The sequence below is a fragment of the Rhodococcus sp. X156 genome, from assembly GCF_004006015.1.
Classification (GTDB): domain Bacteria; phylum Actinomycetota; class Actinomycetes; order Mycobacteriales; family Mycobacteriaceae; genus X156.
The window spans coordinates 2,012,855-2,038,847 of sequence record NZ_CP034766.1 but is presented as its reverse complement, the minus strand read 5'-3'; the positions used below and the strand labels follow the sequence as shown (position 1 = coordinate 2,038,847).

General features: G+C 71.8%; 24 protein-coding genes. 23 read left to right on the top strand and 1 reads right to left on the bottom strand.

Annotation, left to right across the window (positions count from 1 at the left end):
- The first annotated feature begins 87 nt into the window (after positions 1 to 87).
- The 23 genes from ELX43_RS09600 (at position 88) to ELX43_RS09490 (ending at position 25,317) form a co-directional block, all read left to right on the top strand.
- Positions 88 to 1,236, top strand: coding sequence for a steroid 3-ketoacyl-CoA thiolase (locus ELX43_RS09600; RefSeq protein WP_127783192.1), 1,149 nt, complete (start codon positions 88 to 90; stop codon positions 1,234 to 1,236).
- Complete coding sequence (locus tag ELX43_RS09595) at positions 1,233 to 1,844, top strand: PaaI family thioesterase (RefSeq protein ID WP_127783191.1); 612 nt, start codon at positions 1,233 to 1,235, stop codon at positions 1,842 to 1,844. Before ELX43_RS09600 ends, ELX43_RS09595 begins: the two co-directional genes overlap by 4 nt.
- Positions 1,844 to 2,668 (top strand): SDR family oxidoreductase, encoded by an 825-nt coding sequence (locus ELX43_RS09590; protein WP_127783190.1) that lies wholly within the window; start codon positions 1,844 to 1,846, stop codon positions 2,666 to 2,668. Before ELX43_RS09595 ends, ELX43_RS09590 begins: the two co-directional genes overlap by 1 nt.
- A gap of 82 nt (positions 2,669 to 2,750) precedes the next feature.
- Positions 2,751 to 4,397 carry a class I adenylate-forming enzyme family protein gene (locus tag ELX43_RS09585; protein ID WP_127783189.1) on the top strand — a complete coding sequence of 549 codons (1,647 nt, stop codon included), beginning with the start codon at positions 2,751 to 2,753 and terminating at the stop codon, positions 4,395 to 4,397.
- Positions 4,394 to 5,941: a carboxyl transferase domain-containing protein gene (locus ELX43_RS09580; RefSeq protein ID WP_127783188.1), complete on the top strand. Its 1,548-nt coding sequence runs from the start codon at positions 4,394 to 4,396 to the stop codon at positions 5,939 to 5,941. Before ELX43_RS09585 ends, ELX43_RS09580 begins: the two co-directional genes overlap by 4 nt.
- A gap of 64 nt (positions 5,942 to 6,005) precedes the next feature.
- Complete coding sequence (locus ELX43_RS09575; protein WP_127783187.1) at positions 6,006 to 8,231, top strand: acyl-CoA dehydrogenase; 2,226 nt, start codon at positions 6,006 to 6,008, stop codon at positions 8,229 to 8,231.
- A gap of 337 nt (positions 8,232 to 8,568) precedes the next feature.
- Positions 8,569 to 10,110: an ABC transporter substrate-binding protein gene (locus tag ELX43_RS09570; RefSeq protein ID WP_241248880.1), complete on the top strand. Its 1,542-nt coding sequence runs from the start codon at positions 8,569 to 8,571 to the stop codon at positions 10,108 to 10,110.
- 92 nt (positions 10,111 to 10,202) lie between these two features.
- Positions 10,203 to 11,144, top strand: coding sequence for an ABC transporter permease (locus ELX43_RS09565; protein WP_127783185.1), 942 nt, complete (start codon positions 10,203 to 10,205; stop codon positions 11,142 to 11,144).
- Positions 11,141 to 12,061, top strand: a complete 921-nt coding sequence (locus ELX43_RS09560) for an ABC transporter permease (RefSeq protein WP_127783184.1) — start codon at positions 11,141 to 11,143, stop codon at positions 12,059 to 12,061. Before ELX43_RS09565 ends, ELX43_RS09560 begins: the two co-directional genes overlap by 4 nt.
- Positions 12,054 to 13,106 carry an ABC transporter ATP-binding protein gene (locus ELX43_RS09555; RefSeq protein ID WP_127783183.1) on the top strand — a complete coding sequence of 351 codons (1,053 nt, stop codon included), beginning with the start codon at positions 12,054 to 12,056 and terminating at the stop codon, positions 13,104 to 13,106. The genes ELX43_RS09560 and ELX43_RS09555 overlap by 8 nt, the downstream gene beginning before the upstream one ends.
- Complete coding sequence (locus tag ELX43_RS09550) at positions 13,106 to 13,945, top strand: ATP-binding cassette domain-containing protein (protein WP_127783182.1); 840 nt, start codon at positions 13,106 to 13,108, stop codon at positions 13,943 to 13,945. The genes ELX43_RS09555 and ELX43_RS09550 overlap by 1 nt, the downstream gene beginning before the upstream one ends.
- 9 nt (positions 13,946 to 13,954) lie before the next feature.
- Positions 13,955 to 14,683 carry a hypothetical protein gene (locus tag ELX43_RS09545; protein ID WP_127783181.1) on the top strand — a complete coding sequence of 243 codons (729 nt, stop codon included), beginning with the start codon at positions 13,955 to 13,957 and terminating at the stop codon, positions 14,681 to 14,683.
- The gene (locus ELX43_RS09540) at positions 14,680 to 15,657 is read left to right on the top strand and encodes an SDR family NAD(P)-dependent oxidoreductase (RefSeq protein ID WP_127783180.1); all 978 of its coding nucleotides are present in this window, start codon (positions 14,680 to 14,682) and stop codon (positions 15,655 to 15,657) included. The genes ELX43_RS09545 and ELX43_RS09540 overlap by 4 nt, the downstream gene beginning before the upstream one ends.
- A 72-nt stretch (positions 15,658 to 15,729) precedes the next feature.
- Positions 15,730 to 16,908, top strand: coding sequence for an acyl-CoA dehydrogenase family protein (locus ELX43_RS09535; protein WP_127783179.1), 1,179 nt, complete (start codon positions 15,730 to 15,732; stop codon positions 16,906 to 16,908).
- 48 nt (positions 16,909 to 16,956) lie between these two features.
- A complete protein-coding gene (locus ELX43_RS09530; RefSeq protein WP_127783178.1) occupies positions 16,957 to 18,102 on the top strand; it encodes an acyl-CoA dehydrogenase family protein in 1,146 nt (381 codons plus the stop codon).
- The gene (locus tag ELX43_RS09525; RefSeq protein WP_127783177.1) at positions 18,092 to 19,348 is read left to right on the top strand and encodes a CoA transferase; all 1,257 of its coding nucleotides are present in this window, start codon (positions 18,092 to 18,094) and stop codon (positions 19,346 to 19,348) included. The genes ELX43_RS09530 and ELX43_RS09525 overlap by 11 nt, the downstream gene beginning before the upstream one ends.
- The gene (locus ELX43_RS09520; protein WP_127783176.1) at positions 19,345 to 20,616 is read left to right on the top strand and encodes a CoA transferase; all 1,272 of its coding nucleotides are present in this window, start codon (positions 19,345 to 19,347) and stop codon (positions 20,614 to 20,616) included. The genes ELX43_RS09525 and ELX43_RS09520 overlap by 4 nt, the downstream gene beginning before the upstream one ends.
- A 10-nt stretch (positions 20,617 to 20,626) precedes the next feature.
- Positions 20,627 to 21,130 carry a MaoC family dehydratase N-terminal domain-containing protein gene (locus ELX43_RS09515; protein WP_127783175.1) on the top strand — a complete coding sequence of 168 codons (504 nt, stop codon included), beginning with the start codon at positions 20,627 to 20,629 and terminating at the stop codon, positions 21,128 to 21,130.
- Between the two features lie 20 nt (positions 21,131 to 21,150).
- A complete protein-coding gene (locus tag ELX43_RS09510) occupies positions 21,151 to 21,606 on the top strand; it encodes a MaoC/PaaZ C-terminal domain-containing protein (RefSeq protein ID WP_127783174.1) in 456 nt (151 codons plus the stop codon).
- On the top strand, positions 21,606 to 22,808 hold the full coding sequence (locus ELX43_RS09505; RefSeq protein ID WP_127783173.1) for a thiolase family protein: 1,203 nt from the start codon (positions 21,606 to 21,608) through the stop codon (positions 22,806 to 22,808). Before ELX43_RS09510 ends, ELX43_RS09505 begins: the two co-directional genes overlap by 1 nt.
- A 3-nt stretch (positions 22,809 to 22,811) precedes the next feature.
- On the top strand, positions 22,812 to 23,279 hold the full coding sequence (locus tag ELX43_RS09500) for an OB-fold domain-containing protein (RefSeq protein ID WP_127783172.1): 468 nt from the start codon (positions 22,812 to 22,814) through the stop codon (positions 23,277 to 23,279).
- A gap of 56 nt (positions 23,280 to 23,335) precedes the next feature.
- Positions 23,336 to 24,787 carry an HNH endonuclease signature motif containing protein gene (locus tag ELX43_RS09495; RefSeq protein WP_127783171.1) on the top strand — a complete coding sequence of 484 codons (1,452 nt, stop codon included), beginning with the start codon at positions 23,336 to 23,338 and terminating at the stop codon, positions 24,785 to 24,787.
- Positions 24,788 to 24,822: 35 nt separating this feature from the next.
- Positions 24,823 to 25,317, top strand: a complete 495-nt coding sequence (locus ELX43_RS09490; protein ID WP_127784795.1) for a hypothetical protein — start codon at positions 24,823 to 24,825, stop codon at positions 25,315 to 25,317.
- Here the strand turns inward: ELX43_RS09490 and ELX43_RS09485 are convergent.
- Positions 25,314 to 25,880 (bottom strand): hypothetical protein, encoded by a 567-nt coding sequence (locus ELX43_RS09485; RefSeq protein ID WP_127783170.1) that lies wholly within the window; start codon positions 25,878 to 25,880, stop codon positions 25,314 to 25,316. The genes ELX43_RS09490 and ELX43_RS09485 overlap by 4 nt on opposite strands.
- Between the last annotated feature and the right edge of the window lie 113 nt (positions 25,881 to 25,993).

Genomic DNA, 25,993 nt, shown 5'->3' with positions numbered 1-25,993 from the left:
CGCCTACGGTCGGGTCACCTGGCTCGTGTGCCGCTCACGCGACGGAGTCGGCGTCGACCTCGTGAGTCCGTTGAAGGAGTAGTTGTCATGGGTTTCCCCGTCATCGTTGATGCCGCCCGATCACCGTACGGCCGCCGCAACGGCTGGTTGTCCAGCATGCACGCGGTGGAGCTGCTCGGCGCGGTGCAGACCGGCCTGCTGGAGCGCACCGGCGTCGACCCCGCGCAGGTCGAGCAGATCATCGGTGGCTGCGTCACCCAGGCCGGCGAACAGGCGTCCAACGTCGCGCGCTTCGCCTGGCTGCACGCCGGCCACCCGGAGGAGACCGCGGCCACCACCATCGACTGCCAGTGCGGCTCCGCCCAGCAGTCGGTGCACCTCATCGCCGCGCAGATCGCCGCGGGCGTCATCGACGTGGGCATGGCCTGTGGCGTGGAGATGATGTCGCGGGTGCCGCTGCTGTCCAACATCCCCGAGGGCTTCGGCGTGCCCCGTCCGCCAGGCTGGAAGGTGGACCTGCCCGCCCAGTTCGAGGCCGCCGACCGCATCGCCGAGCGACGCAGCTTCACCCGCGCCGACCTGGACGAGTTCGGCCTGCGCTCCCAGCAGCGCGCCGCCGACGCCTGGGCCGAGGGCCGCCTGGATCGCCAGATCATCCCGATCACCGTGCCGAACCCCGCCGAGGGCGCACCTGAGGTGGTCACCCGTGACCAGGGGCTGCGCGAGACCAGCCTGGAGGCGCTGGGTGCGCTGAAGACGATCCGCGAGGGCGGGCTGCACACCGCGGGCACCGCGTCGCAGATCTCCGACGGCGCCACCGCCGCCATCCTGATGGACTCCGACCGCGCCGCCGCGCTGGGCCTCACGCCCCGCGCCCGGCTGCGCAGCCAGTGCCTCATCGGTGGCGAGACCAGCTTCCTGCTCGACGGGCCGGTCCAGGCCACCCGCATCGCGCTGGAGAAGGCCAAGATGAGCGTCAGCGACATCGACCTGTTCGAGGTGAACGAGGCTTTCGCCGCGGTGCCCATGTCCATGGCCTCCGTGCACGGGGTCGACCCGGACAAGCTCAACGTCAACGGCGGCGCCATCGCGCTCGGCCACCCGGTGGGCTCCACCGGTATCCGCCTGATCGCCACGATCATCGACGAGCTCGAGCGCCGCGACAAGCAGCTCGGCGTGGTCGCCATCTGCGCCGGCGGCGCGCTGGCCACCGGCGCCGTGATCGAGCGGCTGTGACCGCACCCGCGGGTCACGCGGGCTCCGCCACGTCCCTCGACCAAGCGGCGTACGCCGAGCTGGTCGGGACCACCCGCGCCCTGATGACCGACGTTGGGCTCGCCGACGTCGACGCTGCCACGATGACCGAGGCGGCCCGGCTGCTCGAGCAGGCCTCCGCGCTGCTGAGCACCCGCCAGCGCGAGCGGTGCTACCGCCCGCACCGTGACCTGCCCCGTGGCCGCATCGCGGTGGGTCACCAGGCCACCATGGACGTCTACAACCCGCAGTCGGTGCCGGTGGAGATCACCTACGGCGAGGGCAGCGTCAGCGCCACGCTGGTGGCCGGTGCGCTGCTGGAGGGCCCGCCCGAGTCGGTGCACGGCGGAATCAGCGCGTGGCTGATGGACATGCTGCTGGGCGCGGTGGTGCGCGGCGAGGGCTGCCGCGCCGTCACCGGCACGCTGACCATGCGCTACCTGGCCCGCACCCCGCTGGACCAGGAGCTGAACCTGGGCGCGGAGCTGGTCAAGCACGACGGCCGCAAGCTCACCGTGCGCGGCTGGATCGACCACGACGGCCGTCGCTGCGTGGAGGCCACCGGACTCTTCATCGAGGTGGCGGGGTAGTGGCGCTCGAGCTCACGGGTCTGGCCGGCAAGGTCGCCGTGGTGACCGGGGCCGGCCGGATGCGCTCCATCGGCCGCGCGGTGGCCGTCGAGCTGGCCCGAGCGGGCTGTGACGTGGTGGTCACCGGGACCGGGCGCTCGCCCGAGCACTACCCGGAGGAGGAGAAGGCCGCCGGCTGGCGCGACATCCACTCCGTGGCCGAGGAGGTGCGGGCGCTGGGACGCCAGGCCACCGCCGTGGTCACCGACGTCTCCGACGAGGCGTCGGTGCAGGCGCTGGTCGAGCAGGTGCTCGCCGAGCACGGCCGGGTGGACGTGGTGGTCAACAACGCCGCCGCTGCGCGCGGGGCCGACCGGGTGCCCGTGCTCGAGCTGGACCCGCAGGTGTGGGACACGGTGATGCGGGTGAACCTGCGCGGGACCTTCCTGGTCAGCCGCGCCTTCGGGCGCTGCCTGGTGGAGCAGGGCGAGGGCGGCGCGATCATCAACATCTCCTCCATCGGCGGCAAGACCGGCGGCGCGGCCACCGCTGCGTACGCCGCCTCCAAGGCCGGCATCCAGTCGCTCACCTCGTCCATGGCCAAGGAGCTCGGCGGCCACGGCATCCGGGTGAACGCCATCTGCCCCGGCGTCACCGCCACCAGCCGGCTCGACGACCTGGCTCCGGACGTCTGGCAGTCCTACGTGGCGGCCAACATCCCGCTGGGCCGGGCCGGCACCGCCCAGGAGGTCGCGTTCACCGCGGTGTTCCTGGCCAGCGAGCAGGCCGCCTGGGTGAGCGGACAGTCCTGGAACGTCGACGGCGGCCAGCTCACCGTTCGTTGATTCGGCCCCGTTCGTTGATTCGGCCCCGTTCGTTGCTCCAGCTCCTAGACCGACACTGCAGACCTGCACGAGAGGAACCACGATGACTGACCAGACCACGGCGTCGGACCCCCGCGCCGAGGCGATGGCCCGCCTGACCGCTCCCGGTCAGCGCTTCGAGCTCATCGAGGAGGACGTGCGCGGCAACCAGATGCAGGTCTTCGCCCAGCGTCACCGCAGCCTGCACGAGCTGTTGACGGAGTCGGCCGGCTACGGCGACCGCGAGTACCTGGTGTGCGACGACCTGCGCCTGACCTACACCGAGCACCTGCGCCGGGTGGCCTCCCTCAGCGCGGTGCTGCGGGACGAGCACGGCATCGGCAAGGGCGACCGGGTGGCCGTGCTGTCGGCCAACAACGCCGAGTGGGTCATCACCTTCTGGGCCGCCACCTCCCTCGGCGCCATCGTGGTGGGGATGAACTCGCTGTGGTCGGCGCGGGAGATCGCCTACGGGATGGAGCACTCCACGCCGTCGCTGGTGGTCGCCGACGCTCCCCGCCGCGAGCTGCTGGGCGAGGTGGACGTCCCGGTGCTGAGCATCGAGGCGGTGCGCGAGCTGTCGCTGGCCCACCCCGACGCGGAGCTGCCGCCGTGCGTGGTGGTGGAGGACGACCCCGCGGTGATCCTGTACACCAGCGGCACCACCGGCCGGGCCAAGGGCGCCACGCACTCGCACCGCAACCTCATCTGCGCCGTGGACTACTTCCGCATCAACGACGCGGTGGCCGCCGAGCTGGGCGTGCCGCAGGGTCCGCGTCGGTTCCTGCTCACCGGTCCGCTGTTCCACATCATGTCGCTGCACAACCTGGTGGTGCCGCGGCTGGCGTTCGGTGACGCCGCGGTGATCTACACCGGCCGCTTCGAACCCGACCGCATCCTGGGCCTCATCGAGCGTGAGCGCATCAACCAGTGGGGCGCGGTGCCCACCATGGCCAGCCGGCTGCTCGAGCACGGCGTGGACGGCTACGACCTGTCGTCGCTGAAGAGCTTCTCGCTCGGCTCCGCCCCGTCCTCGCCGGCGCTCAAGGCCGGCCTGCGGGAGCTGCTGCCCGTGGCCGGGAAGGCGCTGGGCACCACCTACGGGCTCACCGAGTCCAGCACCGCCGCCACCCTGGCCACCGCAGCCGACCTGGTGCGCAACCCCGAGTCGGTGGGCCGCGCCATCGTCACCGTGCGGGTGGAGGTCCGCGACGCGCTCGGCCAGGCGGTGCCCGACGGCACCGAGGGCGAGATCTACCTGCGCGGCCCGCAGGTGATGCTCGGCTACTGGAACAACCCCGAGGCCACCGCCGCGACCATCGACGAGCAGGGCTGGATGCGCACCGGCGACCTGGGCACGCTGCGCGACGGGGAGCTGCAGATGAGCAGCCGGCGGTCGGACCTCATCATCCGCGGCGGGGAGAACATCTACCCGGCCGAGGTGGAGGCCGCGATCATCGAGCACCCCGCCGTGCGTGAGTGCATCGTGGTGGGCGCGCCCAGCGAGGACCTCGGCCAGGAGGTGGCCGCCATCGTGGTGGTGCCCGACCTGTCGGTCACCGCCGAGGACCTCACCGCGTTCGTGGCTGAGCGCATCGCCCGCTACAAGGTCCCCGCGCGGTGGCTGGTCACCGACGAGGAGCTGCCCCGCAACGCCACCGGCAAGGTGATGCGCAAGGCTCTGCCCACCGCCGTCGGCACCGCCCAGTGACGGTGGGGGAGAACCGCGCGGCCTGGGGTCCGCTGCTGGACACCCTCGCCCGCCGCCAGGCCGCCGCCCGGGTGATGGGTGGGCCGGAGAAGCTGGCCCGCTACCGCGCCACCGGCCGGGTGGACGCCCGCGCCCGCGTGCAGGCCCTGCTGGACACCGACACCTTCGTCGAGCTCGGCGCGCTGGCCGGCGACGGCACCGCGTCCGCCGACAAGCCCGTGCCCGCCGACGCCTTCGTGGCCGGGTCCGGGCTGGTGGACGGGCGCCCGGTGCTGGTGGGCTCGGAGGACTTCACCGTCGCCGGCGGGTCCATCGGCACCGCCGCCGCCACCAAGCGGGCCCGCATCGCCGCGCTGGCCCAGCAGGAGCGGGTGCCGCTGGTGATGATGCTGGAGGGCGCCGGGCACCGGGCCACCAACGCGCTGCACCCGCACCGGCCTGCCCCCAACGACCTGCAGGCGCTGAGCGAGCTGGCCGGTCTGGTGCCCACCGTCGCGGTGGTCACCGGCCCGTCGGCCGGGCACGGCGCGCTGGCCGCCCCGATGTCGGACTACGTGGTGATGGTGGACGGTGACGCGTCGCTGTTCACCGCCGGCCCACCCCTGGTGGCCGCCTCGCTGGGCGAGCAGGTCAGCAAGGAGGAGCTCGGTGGTCCCGCCGTGCACGCCGTGGCCAGCGGGCTGGCGCATGCCGTCGCCGCGGACGTCGAGGAGGCCCTCGAGCTGACCCGCACCTACCTCTCGTACTTCCCGACCAACGCCTGGAGCCGCACCCCCGACGCCGGACCCGCGGAGGGCAACGACGACGTGGGGGAGCGGGTGCTGGAGGAGCTGCTCGACCTGGTTCCGCCCAACCCTCGCCGGCCCTACGACATGCACGCGGTGCTGGCTGAGCTGGTGGACGAGGACAGCCTGTTCGAGGTGCAGCCCCAGCACGGGCCCTCCATGATCACCGCGCTGGCGCGGCTGGGTGGGACCGCCGTGGCCATCGTGGCCAACCAGCCGCTGGTGCTGGCCGGCGCCCTGGACGTGGCGGCGGCGAGCAAGGCCGCCCGCTTCATCGAGTGCACCAGCGCGTTCCACCTGCCGCTGGTGCAGCTGGCCGACAACCCCGGCGTGCTGGCCGGCAGCGCCTCGGAGCGGGCCGGCATCCTCCGGGCCGCCGCGCGGATGTTCGCCGCGCAGCACCGGGCCGGGGTGCCCAAGCTGCACGTCACCGTGCGCAAGGCCTTCGGGTTCGGCAGCTCGGTGATGGGGCAGAACGCCTTCGACGCCCAGACCGTGTCGCTGGCCTTCCCCGACGCCATGCTCGGCGGGATCCCGGCCGCCGTGGGCGGTGCCACCGCCAAGGAGGACGCCGGCACCCAGCAGGCGCTGGTGGACAACGAGGCCGCCGGTCCGTGGCGGCTGGCGAGCACCGTCACCTACGACGACGTGATCGACCCGCGCCAGCTGCGCAACGCGCTGCTGGCCGGGCTGCGACTGGCCCAGGGACGCCGCAGCGCCCCGGTGGGCCCGGTCCAGCGCACCGGGTACCTGCCCTGAGCCGGTCGGCTCGTACCCCAAAGTCTGATCCCTTTCCACCCACCATCTTTTGGAGCCGTGCACAGTGGCCATCTCCCTCACCCAGGACCACGAGGACCTCGCCCAGTCGGTCGCCGCGTTCGCGCAGCGCCACGCACCCATCGACACCACCCGCGCTGGAGCCGACGAGCTGGCCAAGGGCGCCACGCCCAGCTGCTGGGCGCCGCTGGTGTCGCAGGGCTTGCACGCGGTGCACCTGCCGGAGGAGGTCGGTGGGGACGGCGCCGGTCTGCTGGAGCTGGCCATCATCGTGGAGCAGCTGGGCCAGGCGCTGGTTCCGGGCGGGTACCTGCCCACCCTGCTGACCAGTGCGGTGCTCACCCAGGCCACCGCCACCGAGGCGGTCAGCACGGCCCTGCGCAGCCTGGCCGAGGGGGCCGTGGCGGCGCTGGTGCACGACGCGACGGGGCTCACCGCCACCGCCGACCCGAGCGGGTGGGTCCTGCGCGGACGGTCGGTGCCGGTGCTCGGGCTGCCCGGCGCCGACGTGGTGGTGGTGGCGGCCCGGGACACCGCCGACCAGCAGCCCCGCTGGTTCGTGCTGCGGGCGGAGCAGCTGGGCGCGGCGGTGCACACCGACGCCGGGGTGGACCTCACCCGCTCGCTGGGCCACCTGGAGCTGGACGGGCTCACCGTGCCCGGTTCCGCCGTGCTCGAGGGGCTCACCGCCGAGGCGGTGGACGTGGTGGTGCTGGCCCTGCTCGCCGCCGAGGCCAGCGGCATCGCCCGCTGGTGCCTGAACACCGCGGTGGAGCACGTGAAGGTGCGCCACCAGTTCGGCCAGGCGCTGGGCACGTTCCAGGCCGTGCAGCACAAGGCCGCCCACCTGCTGCTGCGCGCGGAGAAGGCCAGCGCCTCGGCGTGGGACGCCGCCCGCGCGCTGGAGCACGAGCCCGCCCAGCAGCGCCTCGCCGCGGCCCAGGCCGCCGTCACCGCGCTGCCCGCGGCCGTCGAGGCCGCGGTGGAGTGCGTGACCCTGCTGGGCGCTGTCGGCTTCACCTGGGAGCACGACGTGCACCTGTACTGGCGCCGGGCCATGAGCATCCGGGCGATCGCCGGGGCCGACGCGGTGTGGCAGCAGCGCCTGGGCGTGGCCGCGCAGCAGGCAGCCCGAGACTTCAGCATCGAGCACGACACCGACAGCAGCGACTTCCGCGCGCAGGTGTCTGCCGCGCTGGACGAGGTCGCCGCACTGCCTGCCGACGTCCCCGCGGTGGCGGACAGCCAGCACCGGGTGGGCCCGCGCCGGCAGCGGCTGGCCGAGCTCGGCTACCTCGGCGCGCACTGGCCGAAGCCCTACGGCATCGGCGCGAGCACCACGCAGCAGCTGGTGCTCACCGAGGAGCTGCGCGCCCGCAGCATCCAGGCGCCGGACCTCATCATCGGCGAGTACGCGATGGCGGCGCTGGTCAAGCACGGCACGCAGGAGCAGAAGGACCGCTTCGTGCACGCCACCCTGCGGGGCGACCTGGTGTGGTGCCAGCTCTTCAGCGAGCCCGGCGCGGGCTCCGACCTCGCCGGCCTGAGCACCAGGGCCACCAAGGTCGAGGGGGGCTGGAAGATCCAGGGCCAGAAGGTGTGGAACACCATGGCGCACCAGGCTGACTGGGGCATCTTGCTGGCGCGCACCGACCCCGACGCCCCCAAGCACAAGGGCATCTCCTACTTCCTGGTGGACATGACCTCACCCGGGATCACCGTCCGGCCGCTGAAGCAGGCCACCGGCAGGGCGGAGTTCAACGAGGTGTTCCTGGACGAGGTCTTCGTGCCCGACGCCAACCTGGTGGGCGAGCCCGGTGGCGGCTGGAAGATCACCCTCACCACGCTGGCCACCGAGCGGCTGAACATGGCCACCACCCGGCTGGGCCACGGCACGTCGGCGCACCTGCGCGAGGCCATCGGCAGCGGGGCGCTGGCCGCGCCGGAGGAGGAGGTGCTGCGGGTGCTGGGCCGGCTCACGGCCGCCGAGATCACCCTCGGGGCGCTGAACCTGCGCGGGATGTTCCTGCAGCTGCTGGGCCGCAGCGCCGACGCCAACAACAGCGTGACCAAGGTGTCCGGAGCCCTCGCCCAGCGATCCGGGTCCGAGGCCACCCTCGCGCTGCTCGGCCCGGCCGGCGCGCTGGCCACCAGCCCGGGCAACACCAACGTCGACCACCTGGGTCTGCCGGCCATCCTCTTCGGTGGCGGCACGGTGGAGATCCAGCTGAACATCCTCGCGCAGCGGGTGCTGGGGCTGCCTCGGGCCTAGCGCCACCAGCCCCGTGCGACAGCGTGACACCCCAGCGGGGTGCCGCGCTGGGGCGCGTGAGAGGCGCTGCCCACCAGGCGTTTTGGTTACGGTCTCTAGTTCTGTCCCGCCCAGCGGAATCTAGCGGCGTGCGCGCGTGTGCCCCGAGACACACTGCATCCATCCAGGCATGCCACACTTATCGATAGTTCCTAATAGAACTATGCGTAGTTGAAACATGTTGCAGTGCAACCTGGTCCGGCGCACGCGTGCCGAGCTCCAGGCAGGACGCAGATCCCGCAGATCGTCGAGAGGAAGACCATTGAGAGCCGGTTGGATCCGTAGAGGAACGGGAGTGGTGGCCGTCTCGCTGGCGGCGACGCTGCTGGCAGCAGGCTGTGGCGCGGGCGAGGAGACCTCCGCCACCGCGCCCGCTGCTGACGCGCAGGTCGACCCCAACGCGGTGCTCAAGGTCGCCGCCTCGGCGCCCACGCGCAACCTCGATCCCTACCTGCAGACCAGCTACGGCGGCTGGGGCTACATCTCCGCCGTCTACGACCGCCTGGTGCTGGTGGACGACAAGGACAAGCTCGTCCCCGGCGTGGCCACCTCCTGGGAGTTCGCCAAGGACGGGTCCTCGCTGGAGCTGAAGCTGCGCGACGACGTGAAGTTCCACGACGGCACCCCGTTCGACGCCGCCGCAGTCGCCGCCAACATCAAGCGCGGGCAGACCCTGAAGGGCAGCACCGTGGTGGCTGCGCTGAAGGACGTCACCTCCGTCGACGTCGTCAACCCCACCACCGCTCGGCTGAACCTGGCCAAGGGCACCGGCGTGGACCTGCCGGGTCTGTTCAGCACCAACGTGGGCATGATGATCAGCCCCAAGGTGATCGAGGCCGGCACCGACATCCAGAACCAGCCGGGCAACGCCGGCTCGGGCCCCTACCTGGTGTCCAGCTACACCCCCGGCGAGAAGCTGTCGCTGAAGAAGGCCCCGGGCACCTACTGGGACCCCAAGGCCGGCCGACTGGGCGGCATCGAGCTGCAGTGGACCGCCGACGCCTCCACCCGCCTCAACGGCACGCGCACCGGCGCCACCGACCTGACCTGGGTCAGCTCGGCCAACGAGCTCGTGCAGGCCAAGGACCTGGCCAAGCAGGGCGGCCTGGTGGTGAACACCGTGGAGTTCCGCAACGTGCTCAGCGTGATGCTGCGTGCCCGCGGTGACCTGGCCAAGCCGGAGATTCGCGAGGCGGTGGCCCGGGCGGTCAACCCCCAGGCCATCAGCGCGCTGTTCTCCGACACCTGCTCGCCCTACCGCCAGCTGGAGCCCTCCTCCAGCTGGGCCACCGACCAGGGCTACCAGTACCCGTACGCCTACGACGAGGCCAAGGCCAAGGAGCTGGTGGCGGCCAACGGTCCGGCGAAGATCGCGCTGACCTTCGGTGCGGGCACCAACACCGAGCAGCCGGCCAACGTCATCCAGTCCGAGCTCAGCAAGGTGGGCTTCAACGCCGAGCTCAACCCGGTGCCCAACACGGTCAACGAGCCTCGCTACATCGCCGGCGACTTCGAGGCCATGGTCACCAACAGCTACAGCCCCAAGGTCGACCCGGCGGAGACGGTGAAGACCTTCGTGACCGGTGCCTACAAGATGGGCAACGACAACCCGGAGATCCTCAAGCTCGCCGCCGAGGCATCCGACCCGACGAAGTCCCAGGACGAGCGCGGCGCGCTGTACAAGAAGATCTGGTCGCTGACCCTGGACGAGGCGCTGGTCATCCCCATCTGCCACCAGACCAACGCGACGGTCGCCAGCCCCAAGGTCATCGGCGCTGACAACATGCCCTGGGTCAACACCGGCATCTTCGACCTCCGCTACGTGGCCATGACCTCCTGAGTCACCGGTCTGACTCACCACTCACCCACACGGCCCGGCCTGCGCCGGGCCGTGTGGGCACCGCTCTCGTGCGCACCTGGTAAGGGGTTGTGATGCTGCGCTACTCCGGCAAGCGGCTGCTGACAGCGATACCGCTGTTGCTCGTCGTCCCGCTGCTGATCTTCTTTCTGATCGACCTGTCCCCGGGTGATCCCGCGGTCATCCTGGCCGGGGAGAACCCGACACCGGAGCGGCTGGCCGCCATCCGAGAGTCGTTGCAGCTCGACCACAACGTGTTCATCCGCTACCTGGACTGGGTGGGTGGGGTGCTGCAGGGCGACCTGGGCATGTCCTACATCTCCAACCAGACGGTGTCCGACCTGCTGTTCCGGCGCATGGGCACCACCATGTCGCTGGTGCTCTTCGCCATGGTGGTGGCCGTGCTCGTCGGCGCCATCCTCGGCACCGTCGCCTCGCTGCGGCCCGGCGGCATCGTCGACCGCGCGGTCAACGTCATCGCCTCCATCGCCATCGCCATCCCGGCGTTCTGGTTCGGGCTGGTGCTGGTGGCCATCTTCGCGGTGAGCCTGCGGGCACTGCCGGCATCGGGCTTCAGCCCGCTGTCGGAGGGGTTCACCCCCTGGATCCGGCACCTGGTGCTTCCCGGCATCGCCCTGGGGCTGCTGCCGGCCGCCGAGGTCACCCTGCAGCTGCGCGCGTCGCTGGTGCAGGTGCTCAAGAGCGACTACGTGCTCAACGCCCGGGCCAAGGGGCTCAGCCCGGTCAGCGTGGTGATCAAGCACGGCATGAAGAACGCGCTCATCCCGGTGGCCACCGTGCTGGGCATCCGGGTGTCGGAGGTGCTCGGTGGCGCCGTCACCATCGAGATCATCTACAACATGCCCGGCCTGGGCAGCATGGCGGTGGAGGCCGTGCAGAACCGGGACATCCCCGTGCTGCTCGGCTTCGTCCTGTTCACCACCGTGGTGGTGGTGCTGGTCAACCTGGTCGTGGACATCTCCTACGGCTACTTCAACCCCAAGGTGCGCGCATGAGCGACACGACGTCCCTGGCCAAGGGACCTGTCTCCCCGTCCGAGACCGACCCGACCGACACCCCGGTGGCGCTCCGCGGCGGTGCGCTGCGCTCCATCGTGCGGCGGCCGGTCACCGTGGTGGCAGGACTGTTCGTCCTCGCCGTCGTGGTGATGGCGATCTTCGCCCCGCTGCTCGCCCCGCACGACCCGCTCGCGCAGGAGGTGGTCAACCGGCTCAAGTCCCCGAGCGGGGCGCACCTGCTGGGCACCGACGACTACGGCCGCGACGTGCTCAGCCGGATCATCCACGGCGCCCGCATCTCGCTGTCGGCGTCGCTGCAGGCGGTGGCGGTGGCGATGCTGCTCGGCTTCCCGCTCGGCGTGCTCGCCGGCTACCTCGGCGGCTGGGTGAGCGCGGTGACCACCAAGGTGATGGACGCGCTGATGAGCGCCCCGTCGCTGGTGCTGGCCATCACCATCGTCGCCGTGCTCGGTGCCAGCATCACCAACGCCATGTTCGCCGTCGGCCTGGTGATGGCACCGCGGTTCTTCCGCGTGGCCCGGGCGTCCACCATGGACGTCCGCCACGAGACCTACATCGAGGCAGCCATCGCCCTGGGCTGCCGCCCGCTGCGCACCATCGGCCGGCACATCCTGCCCAACGTGCTGCCGCCCATCGTGCTGGTGATCTCGGTGTCGCTGGGTTCGGCGGTGGCCGCCGAGGCCAGCCTGAGCTTCCTGGGCCTGGGCGCGAAGCCGCCGGCCGCCAGCTGGGGCTCGATGCTGAGCACCGCCGCCTCGAACATGCAGGGCGCACCGCACCTGGTGTGGCCCCCCGGAGTGATGATCTTCCTGACCGTCCTGGCGTTCACCTACCTCGGTGACGGGGTGCGCCGTGCCATGGTCCGCAGCCGCAGTGGAGGCGACAGTGCCTGAGAGCCCGCTCGAGACGACCAAGACCGCGACCGTGGCGGCGGCGGAGCAGCCGCTGCTGCGGGTGCGCGACCTGACCGTGCAGTTCCCGGCGGCCGGCCGCAGCTGGGTCACCGCGGTGGACGGCGCGTCCTTCGACGTGCGGCCCGGGGAGTCGGTGGCCCTGGTGGGCGAGTCCGGCTCCGGCAAGACGGTGTCCTCGCTGGCCGTGATGGGCCTGACCGGGGCCACCGGCGGACGCATCTCCGCCGGGTCGGTGGAGTTCGAGGGTCGTGACCTGACTGCGCTGCCCGAGCGCGAGTGGCGCAAGCTCCGCGGCGCCGGGATGGGCATGATCTTCCAGCAGCCCATCCGCAGCCTGAACCCGGCCTACACGGTGGGGGACCAGATCGCGGAGTCGGTGCGCCGCCACATGGGGCTCAACCGCAAGCAGGCACGGGCCCGCGCCGTGGAGATGCTCGAGCTGGTGCAGATCCCGCGCGCCGCCCAGCGGGTGGACGAGTACCCGCACGCCTTCAGCGGCGGCATGTGCCAGCGGGTGATGATCGCGATGGTGATGGCCTGCAACCCCAAGCTGCTCATCGCCGACGAGCCGACCACCGCCCTGGACGTCACCGTGCAGGCCAAGATCCTGCAGCTGCTGCGCGAGCTGCAGGAGCAGACCGGGGTGTCGCTGCTGTTCGTCAGCCACGACCTCGCGGTGGTGGCCGAGCTGTGCCAGCGGGTCGTGGTGATGTACGCCGGCGAGGTGATCGAGGACGGCGACGTCGACGACATCTTCTTCCGCCCGCAGCACCCGTACACCTCCGGCCTGCTCGCGGCCATCCCGCAGCCGGGCACCATGACCGACCGGCGCCTCGTCGCCATCCCCGGTGGCATCCCCGCCGCCGGTGAGTGGCCCACCGGCTGCCGCTTCGCCGCCCGCTGCCCGCACGCCCAGCCCGGGCGCTGCGACAGCGAGCACCCCCCGCTGATCAGCGCGGGACCCACCGACCAGGCCCGGTGCGTGCGCCTGGGTGAGCTCGCCCTGCAGGGAGTGACGATCTGATGAGCCTGCTCGAGGTCCGCAACGTCTCCAAGTCCTTCTCCTCCGGCCGCGACCTGCTGGGCCGCAAGTCCCGCTGGTCGCACGCCGTGCAGGACGTCAGCTTCAGCCTGGAGCGGGGGGAGTGCCTGGCCGTGGTGGGGGAGTCCGGCGCGGGAAAGTCCACCGTCGGGCGCATCGTGCTGCGCCTCATCGAGCCCGACACTGGCAGCATCGCCTTCGACGGTGCTGACGTGCGAGCGGCCAAGGCCGGCGAGCTGCGCCGGATGCGCCGCGGCATGCAGATGATCTTCCAGGACCCGCACAGCTCGCTGGACCCGCGGATGACCGTGGGCGAGGCGGTCGCCGAGGCGCTGGTGGTGCACACCGACCTGGACCGCGCCGCGCGGACCAAGAAGGTCAGCGCCATGCTCGACCGCGTGGGCATCGGCTCGCGCTACCTCAGCCGCTACCCCGCCGAGCTCTCCGGCGGGCAGCTGCAGCGCGTGGCGATCGCGCGGGCGCTGACCCTGGACCCGAAGATGATCGTGTGCGACGAGCCGGTGGCCGCGCTCGACGTCTCGGTGCGCGCCCAGGTGCTCAACCTGCTGCGCGACCTGCAGGAGGAGCTGGGGGTGGCGTACCTGTTCGTCTGCCACGACCTTGCCCTGATCGAGGTGATCGCCGACCGGGTGATGGTGATGGCCGGCGGCAAGGTGGTGGAGACCGGCGACGTGCAGCAGATCTTCACCGACCCGCAGCAGGAGTACACCCGCGCCCTGCTCGAGGCCATCCCGGTGCCGGTGCCCCGCGCCGCCCGGCTGGCCGCCGAAGCCGTCCCGAGCCCGTCGCTGAGCAGCTAGGAGAACCCCGTGCCGCCAGCCGTGACGCCGGACCAGGCCCGCACCGTGCGCCGAGAGACCGCGGAGGGGCAGTTCCTGATGAGCGACTTCCTCGGCCGCCACGACCGGCTGGACGGCGAGGACGGGTACCAGGCCTACCTGGTCACCCAGCAGGCGCCGCTGCTGCGCCCGCACTTCCACGAGGTGGACCAGTTCCAGGTGGTGGTGGGCGGTCGCGGCCGGCTGGGCCGCGACGAGGTGGGTGTCGGCGTCGTCCACTACAGCGACGGGCACACCCCCTACGGGCCGATCACCACCGACGACCCGGACGGGCTCGCGTACTTCACCCTGCGCCTGGACGCGGCCACCGGGCTGAGCTACATGCCGGAGTCGCGGGAGCGGACCGTCCGCGGCGGCGAGCACTTCACCGCGCTGGCCACCCCGGAGGGTGCGGCGGCGTCACTGCTGGCCGAGACCTCGCGCGGCGCGCAGGCCTGGGCGGCTCGGCTGGGTCCGGGCCAGTCCCTGGCACCGGAGCTGGTCGCGCTGACCGGACGGGGCTACGTGGTGGTGCTCTCCGGTGCGCTCACCCAGGACGGCCGTGAGCTGCCACCGCGCACGCTGGTGCCGTTTGCCGACGGCGCCGAGCTGGCCACGTTGCAGGCCGGCACCGAGGCCGCGACCCTCGCCGTGGTGCGCTTCGCCACCGCGGCGTCTGTCGGCGGAGCCCGCCCCCTTGGACAGCAGGAGCCGCGATGAGCCAGGACAGCACCGCCCGCACCACCGACACCGCCCGCACCACCGACGACGTGCTGTCCGGTGTGGACCTCACCGGCCGGACGGTGGTGGTCACCGGGGCCAGCGCGGGGCTGGGCCTGGAGACCGCCCGCGCCCTCGCCGCGGCCGGTGCCCGAGTGGTGCTGGCCTCGCGCAACCCGGAGAAGTCGGCCGCCGCGCTGCAGAGCATCCTGGACCGCCACCCCGCGGCCGACCTGGAGCACGTCGAGCTGGACCTGACGTCGCTGGCCAGCGTGCGTGCCGCTGCCCAGCAGATCCTCGGCCGGCACCGCGAGATCCACGTGCTGGTGAACAACGCGGGAGTGATGTTCACCCCGTTCGAGCGCACCGCGGACGGCTTCGAGCTGCAGCTGGGCACCAACCACCTGGGCCACTTCCTGCTCACCGAGCTGCTCACCCCCGCGCTGGTGGCGGGCGCCCCTTCTCGGGTGGTGGTGCTCAGCTCCGCCGGGCACAGCCTCGGGGCCGTGGACTTCGACGACCCCTGCTACTTGCGCCGGCCCTACGACAAGTTCGAGGCCTACGGGCAGGCCAAGACGGCCAACGCGTTGTTCGCCCTCGAGCTGAACCGGCGGCTGGAGCCCAGCGGGGTGCGGGCCTACTCGGTGCACCCCGGCATCATCGTCACCGAGCTGGCGCGCTACATGGACGAGGCCGACCTGGCCGAGATGGTGCGGCTGACCAAGCTCAACCGTCCGCCCCGGGACCCTGCCGCCGCGGGTGCGGCTCGGCCGGCGCGCAGCGGCATGCGCTACGGCACCGTGCCGGTCGGCGCCGCCACCACGGTGTGGGCGGCCACCGCGCCCGAGCTGGACCAGCACGGCGGCGCGTACCTGGCCGACTGCGCACTGGGCCGCGCCCGTCCGCACGCCAGCGACCCCGAGCTCGCCGCCCGGCTGTGGGCGTTGTCGGAGGAGCTGATCGCCCGGGCGTGACCCCTGGCACAGCAACTGCTAGATTCTCTAGCAATGTGCCTAATAGGCATACCTTCTCCGGAACGGACGGGCATGGACTTCGAGCTTGACGCCGACCAGCGAGCCTGGCGCGAGGAGGTGCGAGCCTTCCTGCGCGAGAACGTCACTCCCGAGCTGCGGGCCGAGATGGCCGTGCACGACCTCGAGGCCCCACAGGGCGAGGTCACCCGCTTCCGCAAGAAGATCGGGGACAAGGGCTGGTTCGGGCTGAACTGGCCGGCGGAGCTGGGCGGGCTCGGCCTGGGGCCGGTCTACCAGCACCTGCTGGTCAGCGAGTTCGAGTACTGGGGGGTGCCGGGTCCGGACCTCACGGTCACCTCCGTGGCGCCGATGATCATGCGGCACGGCACCGAGCGCAACCGCTCCGAGTTCCTGCCGCCCATCGCCCGCGGCGAGATGACCTGCGCGGTCGGCTACTCCGAGCCCGGCGCTGGCACCGACCTGGCCAGCCTGCGCACCCGCGCGGTCCTGGACGGCGACGAGTGGGTGATCAACGGGTCGAAGATCTGGAACTCGATGGCCCAGCGGGTCACCCACGAGTGGCTGTGCGTGCGCACCGACACGGAGGTGCCCAAGCACAAGGGCATCTCGGTGATCATCGTGCCGATCGACGCCCCCGGCGTCACCATCCGTCCGATCATCTCCTGGTCGGACTACCGCACCAACGAGACCTTCTTCGACAACGTGCGGGTGCCGGCGACCAACCTCATCGGCGAGGTCAACCGGGGCTGGCAGTACATCACCGGCGCGCTGGACCTCGAGCGTGGCGCGCTCACCAACGCCGGCGACCTGCGCCGCGCGGTGGACGACCTGCTCGAGCTGGCGCGGCTGCCCCGCGAGGACGGCACCCGGCCGGTGGAGGACGCCGACGTGCGCCGCCAGCTGGCCCAGCTGGACGCTGACGTCGAGGTGGCGCAGCTGATGGGCTTCGAGGCTTCCTCGCTGCTCGACAGCGGCACCATCCCCTCGGTGCTGGTCAGCTCGGAGAAGATCTTCTCCAGCGAGCTGCGACAGCGCATCGCCGACGTCGCCACCGGGCTGCTCGGCCCCGCCGGCGTGCTGGCCCACCGCAGCGAGCACGCGCCCGCCGGTGGCAAGTTCGAGCGGCTCTACCGGGCCGCGCCACTGCTGCGCTTCGGCGCCGGCACCAACGAGGTGCTGCGGGACGTGATCGCCCAGCGCGGCCACCGCCTGCCCAGCTACGGACGCTGACGAGCCCGCTCGCCCACACTGCCGCTGCCCTGCAGCGCGAGGAGAACCATGAAGATCGTTCCCACCCAGGACCAGCTGGACCTGCAGGCCACGCTGCGGTCGGTGCTGGCCAAGCACTGCCCGACCACCCTCGTCCGCGAGCTGCGCGACCCCGCAGCCGACGCCTGGCCCAAGCACCTGGTGGCTGCCCTGGCCGACGTCGGCGCACTGGGCCTGGCCACCGACGAGGCGCACGGCGGAAGCGGGGCCGGCCTCTACGAGCTGGGGCTGTTCTTCGCCGAGGCCGGCCGGGCGCTGTGCCCCAGCAGCATCTACAGCAGCCTGCTGCTGGGCGTCGCGCTCGGGCGGCTGGGCACCCCCGCGCAGCAGGAGCGCCACCTGCCCGCGCTGGCCGCCGGTGAGCTGCGGGCCACCACCGCGATCAGCAACCCCGCCGACGCCGGTGACGTGCGCCCGGTGCTGACCGCGGTGCCGGCCGAGGGCGGGGGCTGGGCGCTCAGCGGCACCCTGCCGTTCGTGGTCAACGCCGAGGGCGCCGAGGTGGTCCTGGTGACGGCCAGGGCGAGGGTCTACGCCGAGCCCACCCGCACCCTCGGGTTCCTGGTGGACCCGACCGCGGCGGGCTGGCAGGCGCAGGCGCTGGAGACCATGTCGGGGGAGCGGGTGAGCCGGGTGGTGCTCACCGACGTGCTGGTGCCCGCCACCGCCGTGCTGGCGGGCCAGGACGGTCGCGGCCTCAGCACCGACGACCTGCGCTGGGTGGCCAACGCCGCGGTCGCGCTGCAGTGCATGGAGATGGTGGGCGGCACCGCAGCGGTGCTGGACCAGACCGTCGCCCACATCAGCACCCGTGAGCAGTTCGGCCGCCCCATCGGCAGCTTCCAGGCAGCCCAGCACCTGGTGGCCGACATCCACATCGCCCTGGACGCCGCGCGCCTGGCCGCGCACAGCGCCGTGTGGTGGCTGGGTCGCGGCGAGTGCGCCACCCGGCCGGTGGCCATCGCCACCATGCGGTGCAACGAGGCCTACAAGTGGGCCACCCTCAACGCCCACCAGCTGCACGGCGGCATGGGGTACGTGCGGGAGACCGACCTGCACCTGTGGTCCGAGCGCGCCAAGACCACCGAGGTCTGGGGCGGCACCGCCGACGTCGCGGCCCGGTGGCTGCAGGAGGAGCTGGGTCTTGTCCACTGACGAAGCTCTCACTGACGATCAGTCCACCCAGGACCGAACCCGTCCGCGCCAGGCCCTGCAGGACCTGCGGGTGCTCGACCTGTCCCGCTGGGTGGCGGGGGAGTACGCCACCAAGCTGTTCGCCGACTTCGGCGCCGACGTGGTCAAGGTGGAGAAGCCCGGCCAGGGCAGCCTCACCCGGCACTGGGGACCCTTCCCCGACGACGTGCCCGACCCGGAGCGCAGCGCGCTGTTCCTGCACCTCAACACCAACAAGCGCTCGGTGGCGCTCGACCTCACCGACGCCGGCGACCGGGAGCTGCTGCTGGAGCTGGTGGCCAGCTCCGACGCGGTGGTGGAGTCCTTCCGCCCCGGCCACCTGGAGCGCCTCGGGCTGGGTCCGGACGTGCTGCGGGCGCGCAACCCCAAGCTGGTGCTCACTCGGATCAGCGCCTTCGGCCAGACCGGTCCCCACCGCGACCGCGAGGCCACCGGCCTGGTGCTGCAGGCCGCGGGTGGTCCGATGAACGCCACCGGCGCTGCCGACCGCGCCCCGCTGCGCAAGCCCGGCCTGCTGGAGCACTACACCGTGGGCCGCACCGCCGGGGAGGCCACCATGGCGGGCATCTTCCAGGCCCGCCGCACCGGCACCGGCTCGGTGATCGACGTCTCCGGCCAGGAGGTGCTGCTCTCCGGCGCCGACCGCCGCGCGTCCTACCTGGTCTCTGCGGCCTACTCCGGGATGGTCGCCCCGCGGGGGGTGCGCAGCCCGCACCGCCACGGCGCCACCTTTACCGGGCCGTTCCGCACCAGCGACGGCTTCGTGATGGTCTACGTCACCAACCAGGCCTTCTGGAACCGTCTGGTCGACCTGATCGGCGCCGACGCCCCGGAGTTCCACGCCCGCTTCCACGGCCGCCAGACCGTGATGGGTGCCGACCGGGAGGACTTCCTGGCCCACGTGGCCGCGTGGTGCGCGGTGCGGACCAAGCTGGACGTGATGGAGCGGGCCGAGGCCGCCCGCATCCCGGTGACCGCCTACCTGCAGGTCTCCGAGCTGTTGCAGCACGAGCACTTCCGCGGGCGGGACGCCTTCGTCCGCGCCGAGCACCCGGTGGCCGGGAGCCTGGAGTACACCGGGGCGCCGTGGCGGATGCGCCACGGGTTCCGGCTGCGCACCACCGCGCCGCTGCTGGACCAGCACGGTGCTGACCTCAGGAGCGCTGACATCAGGAGCGCCGACATCAGGAAGCAGGTGCAGGCATGAGCGGCCCGTTGGACGGCATCCGGGTGATCGACCTGACGGTGGTGTGGTCCGGGCCCGGCGCCACCGCGCTGCTGGGCGACCTGGGCGCGGAGGTGATCCGGCTGGAGGGCAACAACCGCACCAGCCGACAGGTCTCCGCGCGCACCACCAAGGAGCTCATCGCCCAGACCGGCTACCACGGCGGCACCTACCCGGAGAAGGACCCTGGCGAGCGTCCCTACGACCGCACGGCGCTGTTCACCTGGCACTCCCGCAACAAGCTCTCCGCGTGCATGAACCTGGAGACGCCCGAGGGGCACGCGGCGGCGCTGGAGCTGCTGAAGATCAGCGACGTGCTGGTGGAGAACAACACCAACGGCACGCTGGAGAAGCTGGGGCTGGGCCACGAGCAGCTGCTGGAGCTCAACCCGCGGCTGGTGGTCGCCCGGATGCCCCCGCTGGGGATGACCGGTCCGATGAGCGGCTACCTCGGCTACGGGCCCAACTTCAACTCCCTGGTGGGCATCGCCGCGATGGACGGCTACGAGGGCGAGGAGCCGGACTCCGCCGGGGAGAACTACCACATGGACGAGGCCGCGCCGGCGGGGCTGGCGTTCGCGGTGATGGCCGCGCTGTGGGACCGGGAGAGCACCGGCGAGGGCGGCCTCATCGAGTTCGCCCAGGCGGAGAACGTGATGGCCGAGATCGGCGAGCACGTGCTGGACCAGCAGGTGAACGGCCGTGACCCGCAGGTGCTGGGCAACACCGACCCGCACGTGCTGCAGGACGTGTTCCTCAGCGCCGACCACGACCGGTGGGTGGCCATCAGCGTCCGCGACGACGCCGACTGGGCCGCGCTGGTGGGGGTGCTCGAGCTGGACGATCTCGCCGAGCTGGGGTCCACCGCGGCGCTGCGCACGGAGCACTCCCGAGCCATCCGCGACCGGATCGCGGAGTGCGCCCGGGCGCGCTCGGCGGTGTCCATCGTGGACGAGCTGCAGGCGGCGGGGGTGCCGGCCGGTGAGGTGATGGCCGAGGACCGGCTGCTCGTCGACGAGCACCTGGCGGCCCGCGGCTTCTTCCAGGAGCGCAGCCACCCCTCGGTGGGCACCTACCGCTACCCCGGACACCCGTGGCGCGCCGAGGGCCTCGACCTGGCCTTCGGCCGGGTGGTGCCCGGCTTCGGCGAGGACAACGCCTACGTCTACCAGACCTTGCTGGGCTACTCCGACGACGACTACGCCGACCTGGTGCGGCGCGGACTCGTCACCGACCACCAGATCGCTTGAAGGGCAGCACATGTCAGAGCACGATTCGTTGATCCCCGACGAGGTGGCCGCCCGCGTGGGCACCGTCGCCTCCACCGCCACCGGAGCCGTGGTGCGCCGCGACTGGCAGCGCTGGGCCGTGGCGGTCAAGGACCACAACCCGCTGTACTTCGACGCTGAGCACGCCCGCGCCAACGGGTACGCCGACGTCATCTGCCCGCCGCTGTACGTGCAGTACGCCATCCTCGGCGTCACGCCCATCGAGACCCTGCGCGTGGACGGCTCCTCCGGAGCGGCCTCGGGCAACCTGGCCTTTCCGAAGTGCCCCAAGCGGATGGCCGGCGGGGAGAACACCACCTTCCTGCGGCCCTGCTACGACGGCGACGTCATCACCAGCGTCCGCACCATCGACTCCATCGTGGAGAAGGCCGGGCGCTCGGGTCGCTTCGTCCTGGTCACCTGGAAGACCACCTACACCAACCAGCGCGCCGAGCTGGTGGCCGAGGCCACCACGTCCATGATCGCGCGCCCGTGAGCACAGCAGAGGTGAACCCCATGGCAGACGCCCCGTCCCAGCTCTTCTTCGAGGACGTCGAGGTGGGCACCGTGGTGCCACCGCTGTCCGTGACCGTCGACCCGCTGCAGATGTTCCTGTTCAGCGCCGCCACCTACAACGGCCACCGCATCCACTACGACCGCAGCTGGGCGGTGGACAAGGAGGGCTACTCCGACATCGTGGTGCAGGGTCCGCTGCAGGCGGCGCTGCTGGCCCGTGCGGTCACCGACTGGATCGGTGGCGCCGGGACGCTGGTCAGCTACGCGGTGCAGAACCGGGCGTCGGCGTTCCCGGGGGAGGAGCTGGTGTTCACCGGCACCGTCACTGGACTGGGCGAGTCCTCCGGCGGGCGCGGCGTGGTGGAGCTGAGCATCCAGGGGCTGCGCGGCGACGAGGTGCTCATGCCGGGCACTGCCACCGTGTCGCTGCCGCTGCGCGCCGGGACGGGCTCCTGATGGCGGGGCTGCGCGGCGAGGCGGCGATCGTCGGCATCTGCGAGCTGCCGGCGCAGAAGAAGCAGACCCGGCCGGCGATGTTCACCCTGGAGCAGTACGCGCTGCTGGCCAAGATGGCGGTGGACGACGCGGGCATCGACGCCTCGCTGGTCAACGGCATCGTGGCGCACGGGCTGGCGGAGTCGGACATGTTCGTGCCGGCCACGCTGTCGGAGTACCTCGGGCTGCCGCTGAACTTCGGTGAGCGCGTCGACCTGGGTGGGGCCACCTCGGCCGGCATGGTGTGGCGCGCGGCGGCGGCGGTGGAGCTGGGCTTGTGCGAGGCGGTGCTGGTGATCGTGCCCGGGTCGCTGATGCTGCCGCGCTCGAGCACCCGGCCGGGCAAGGACCCCGGCTACTTCGGCGCCTCCAGCAACAACTTCGGCTCGCCCCAGGCGGAGTTCGAGATCCCCTACGGCAACCTCGGGCAGAACGCGCCCTACGCCCAGATCGCGCAGCGCTACGCCGCGGAGTTCGGCTACGACGCCGAGGCCACCGCCAAGATCGCGGTGGACCAGCGCACCAACGCCTGCGCCCACCCGGACGCGGTGTTCCACGGCAAGCCCATCACCGTGGCCGACGTGCTGGCCAGCCCGATGATCGCCGACCCCATCCACATGCTCGAGGTGGTGATGCGGGTGCAGGGCGGGTGCGGGGTGATCGTGGCCAACGCCGACGTCGCCGCCCGCAGCAAGAACCGTCCGGTGTGGATCAAGGGCTTCGGCGAGCACCTGTCGTTCAAGACGCCCACCTACGCCGAGGACATGGTCCGCACGCCCATCGCCAAGGCCGCCGACATGGCGTTCACCATGGCCGGGCTGGACCGCTCTGCCGTGGACGTGGCATCGATCTACGACTGCTACACCATCACCGTGCTGATGAGCCTGGAGGACGCCGGATTCTGCCCCAAGGGCACCGGGATGGAGTGGGTGCGCAACCACGACCTCACCTTCCGCGGCGACTTCCCGGTGAACACCGCTGGTGGTCAGCTGTCCTTCGGGCAGGCCGGCATGGCCGGCGGGATGCACCACGTGGTGGACGGTGCTCGGCAGGTAATGGGCCGGGCCGCGGCCGCGCAGGTGAACGACTGCAACACCGCGTTCGTCACCGGCAACGGCGGAATCATGAGCGAGCAGGTCGCTCTCGTGCTGCAGGGAGACTGAGACATGACAAGCAATGCCGTTCCCGACGCCCTGGGCGACCGCGTTCCCGACGGGCCGGTGAAGCCGCTGCCGGAGCCCACCCCGGTGTCGGCGCCGTTCTGGGACAGCCTGCGTCAGGGCACCATTCGCATCCAGTACTCGCCGTCGGCGCAGCGCTACGTGTTCTACCCGCGGCTGCTGGCGCCGGGCACGCTCGCCGACGACCTGGAGTGGCGGGAGATCAGCGGGCTGGGCACGCTGTACACCTTCACCGTGGCCGACCGTCCGACGGCACCACCCTGGGCGGGGGAGCTGCCGCAGCTGCTGGCCGTGGTGGAGTGGGACGAGGGTCCGCGGCTGAGCACCGAGCTGGTGGACGTCGACCCGGCGGACATCCACGTGGGCATGCGGGTGAAGCCGGTGTTCTGCGACGTGCCGCCAAGCCCGGGTGCGCCGGAGGGCATCACGCTGCTCAAGTACACCAAGGCCTGACTCTGGACCAGGCCGCGAGCAGGTAGGGGCGAGCCCGGTGGGCCGCCCGGCAGGACGTGCACGGCCGGATCCAGCTCGGCGGGCGCCACTGTCGCTGGTCAACCCAGTCGGGCGAGATCGCACGAGCTCCGGAAGTTGTCGGGGGTCGCTCGTACTATTCGAACATGAGTTCGAACGGTGTAGCGGAGGACCTCCCTGACGAGGTCGCCTCGTTGCTGGCTGAGCATGCCGCGGTGGTGGCGCGGTTGCATCAGGTGCCGCTGGCCGGGCTGTCCGATGCTGGGGTGTTGGCGGTGTGCCGTGAGGTGGAGCGGGTGCACCGGATGAAGCCGACGGTGGATCATCGGTTGATCGTGGAGATGGAGTGCCGTTCCTTGGCCACGGTGTTCCTGGCGCGGGGCACGGCTGGGTTGTTGTCGGAGCTGCTGCACCTGGACGTGCAGGAAGCGCGAGCCCGGGTACGTGCTGCGCAGCTTCGAGGTCCGCGGACCTCCCTCTCTGGTGCGGATCTCGGTCCGCTGCAGCCCGCTACGGCCGCTGCCGAAGCTGCTGGGGCGATCTCGCCGCGCCACGCTGACATCGTCGCCAAGACGATGCACGACCTGCCGGCCTCGCTGGACGCCGAGACTGTCGTGTTGGCGGAGCAGACTCTGGCTGCGCAGGCGTGTGCGTTGCGCCCGTCGGAGCTGGTCAAGGCCGCGGAGCGGCTGGTGGCCTACCTCGACCCCGACGGGCGGGAGACCTCTGACGCCGATCGGGCCCGGCGGCGGGGCTTCACCATCGGCCGCCAGCGCCTCGACGGGATGAGCCGCATCAGCGGTGAGCTCGACCCGATGACCCGGGCCCTGGTGGACGCCGCCTTCTCCGCCGCTGCGCGGCCCGTCGCCGAGGACGGGGTGGCGGATCCGCGCAGTGCCGCCCAGCGCAACCACGACGCGCTGGCCACGCTGTGCCGCAACGCATTGGCGGGCGGGGAGCTGCCGAGCAACCGCGGGCTGCCGGCCACGGTGGTGGTGACGATGGGACTGGCCGATCTGGATCGCCGGGCGGGTACCGCATCAACGGCTTCTGGTGGCACCGTGCCGGTGCGTGACCTGCTCCGCAGGGCGGCCGACGCGAAGTGGCTGCCCTGCGTGCTGGACTCCACCGGACAAGTCCTGCACCTCGGCACCGGGCAACGACTGGCCTCACCGGCACAGCGACTAGCCCTGTACGCCCGCGACCGCGGCTGCTCCCGACCCGGCTGTGAGATGCCCGCCCAGTGGACCCAAGTGCACCACCTGACCGAGTGGCAACACGGCGGACCGACCGACCTGCACAACTTGGCGTTGGTCTGCCCGTTCGACCACCGGCTCATCACCCACGAAGGCTTCACCGTCCGCATGGGCACTCACGGCCGCATCGAGTGGATCGCACCCAGACACGTTGATCCACAACGGGTTCCACGCACCAACCCGATCCACCACCCACCCGACCTGACTCACCCACCCGAAGGACGTGACCCGTGACCCCCACCCACGAGCCAGCCCCGGCCGACAAGACGATGGCCGCCATCACCGACGCTGTCCAGCTGGGGTTCGCCGGCGATCCGGACGCTGCCCGCGCCGCTCTCGCCGCAATCTGGGCGGAAGTGGGCCCGGGCGGTGACCCGCTGCACCGGTGCACGCTGGCCCACTTCCTGGCCGACCTGCACGACGATCCTGCCGAGGCGCTCGTGTGGGACGTCCGCGCCCTCGACGCCGCCGACAGCCTCGACAACGCCCGTGCCCAGCAGCACCACGCCTCCCTCGACGTTCGCGGCTTCTACCCCTCGCTGCACCTCAACCTCGCTGACAACTTCCGCCGGCTCGGCTCGTTCGGCGCGGCCCAGCGTGAGCTGATGGCAGCTCGCGAACGACTGGACGCACTGCCCGACGACGGCTACGGCGCGACGATCCGATCTGCCCTCGACGGCGTGGAGGTTGCGGTGCAGGCGCGGTCCACGGGGCGCAGAGTGTCAGCGCCAGACGGAGCGGGGGAGAAACAGGGACGGGGCTAGCTCCGGCTTTCGGCCTGGGCTGTCCAGTCACGGTCGGTGTACCCGAGAACCTCGAACACCTGACGGTAGCGTCGCGGCTGCAGCCAGGCGGCGCGGGCGAAGACCACCGCCCCGAGCAGCCACACAGTCGCCGACAGCACGTGCAGGCCGGTGGGCTCAGCCACGAGCAGCGCCACGTATGCCACCCCCAGCACCGTCCACACGACAGCGAGAAGGCGCTGCGCCCACAGGAGGCGTTGCTGGTAGCTGGTGTAGCGCCGGGCTAGCTCCCGCTGGGTGTAGGTGTCGGTCGGGACCCGCCCGGCCTCTACCTGGCGACGCACGACGTCGAGCTGGTCGAGGTCGCCGACGAAGCCGATGTCGTCGGCCAGCTTGGCCCGTCTGCGGTGTGCCGTGAGCTGCCCGGCGCCCCCCATCACCGCACCCACCACCGCCCACAGGACGGCCCGGTCCGCGGGACCCGTGGCGAGGCCGCAACCCGCACCCAGTGCCGCGCCCCCAGCCACCGAGCACAACACCCGCACCCACAGCGGCAGCCCGGCAAACCGCTCAGTGACCCTCACCCACCCAGTGAACACGACAAATGCCTTGTACCGCAGCGTTTCTGGAGCATCGGACCAGCGCGGAAGGGGGAACTGCCACACGCATCTACCCACCGTCGTCGGGGCACCCCAGC

Excerpts from the sequence above, each read along its gene's own strand:
- ELX43_RS09600 (WP_127783192.1), top strand. The coding sequence starts at position 88 with ATGGGTTTCCCCGTCATCGTTGATGCCGCCCGATCACCGTACGGCCGC.
- ELX43_RS09585 (WP_127783189.1), top strand. The coding sequence starts at position 2,751 with ATGACTGACCAGACCACGGCGTCGGACCCCCGCGCCGAGGCGATGGCC.
- ELX43_RS09565 (WP_127783185.1), top strand. The coding sequence starts at position 10,203 with ATGCTGCGCTACTCCGGCAAGCGGCTGCTGACAGCGATACCGCTGTTG.
- ELX43_RS09560 (WP_127783184.1), top strand. The coding sequence starts at position 11,141 with ATGAGCGACACGACGTCCCTGGCCAAGGGACCTGTCTCCCCGTCCGAG.
- ELX43_RS09550 (WP_127783182.1), top strand. The coding sequence starts at position 13,106 with ATGAGCCTGCTCGAGGTCCGCAACGTCTCCAAGTCCTTCTCCTCCGGC.
- ELX43_RS09540 (WP_127783180.1), top strand. The coding sequence starts at position 14,680 with ATGAGCCAGGACAGCACCGCCCGCACCACCGACACCGCCCGCACCACC.
- ELX43_RS09535 (WP_127783179.1), top strand. The coding sequence starts at position 15,730 with ATGGACTTCGAGCTTGACGCCGACCAGCGAGCCTGGCGCGAGGAGGTG.
- ELX43_RS09530 (WP_127783178.1), top strand. The coding sequence starts at position 16,957 with ATGAAGATCGTTCCCACCCAGGACCAGCTGGACCTGCAGGCCACGCTG.
- ELX43_RS09520 (WP_127783176.1), top strand. The coding sequence starts at position 19,345 with ATGAGCGGCCCGTTGGACGGCATCCGGGTGATCGACCTGACGGTGGTG.
- ELX43_RS09515 (WP_127783175.1), top strand. The coding sequence starts at position 20,627 with ATGTCAGAGCACGATTCGTTGATCCCCGACGAGGTGGCCGCCCGCGTG.
- ELX43_RS09510 (WP_127783174.1), top strand. The coding sequence starts at position 21,151 with ATGGCAGACGCCCCGTCCCAGCTCTTCTTCGAGGACGTCGAGGTGGGC.
- ELX43_RS09505 (WP_127783173.1), top strand. The coding sequence starts at position 21,606 with ATGGCGGGGCTGCGCGGCGAGGCGGCGATCGTCGGCATCTGCGAGCTG.
- ELX43_RS09500 (WP_127783172.1), top strand. The coding sequence starts at position 22,812 with ATGACAAGCAATGCCGTTCCCGACGCCCTGGGCGACCGCGTTCCCGAC.
- ELX43_RS09490 (WP_127784795.1), top strand. The coding sequence starts at position 24,823 with ATGGCCGCCATCACCGACGCTGTCCAGCTGGGGTTCGCCGGCGATCCG.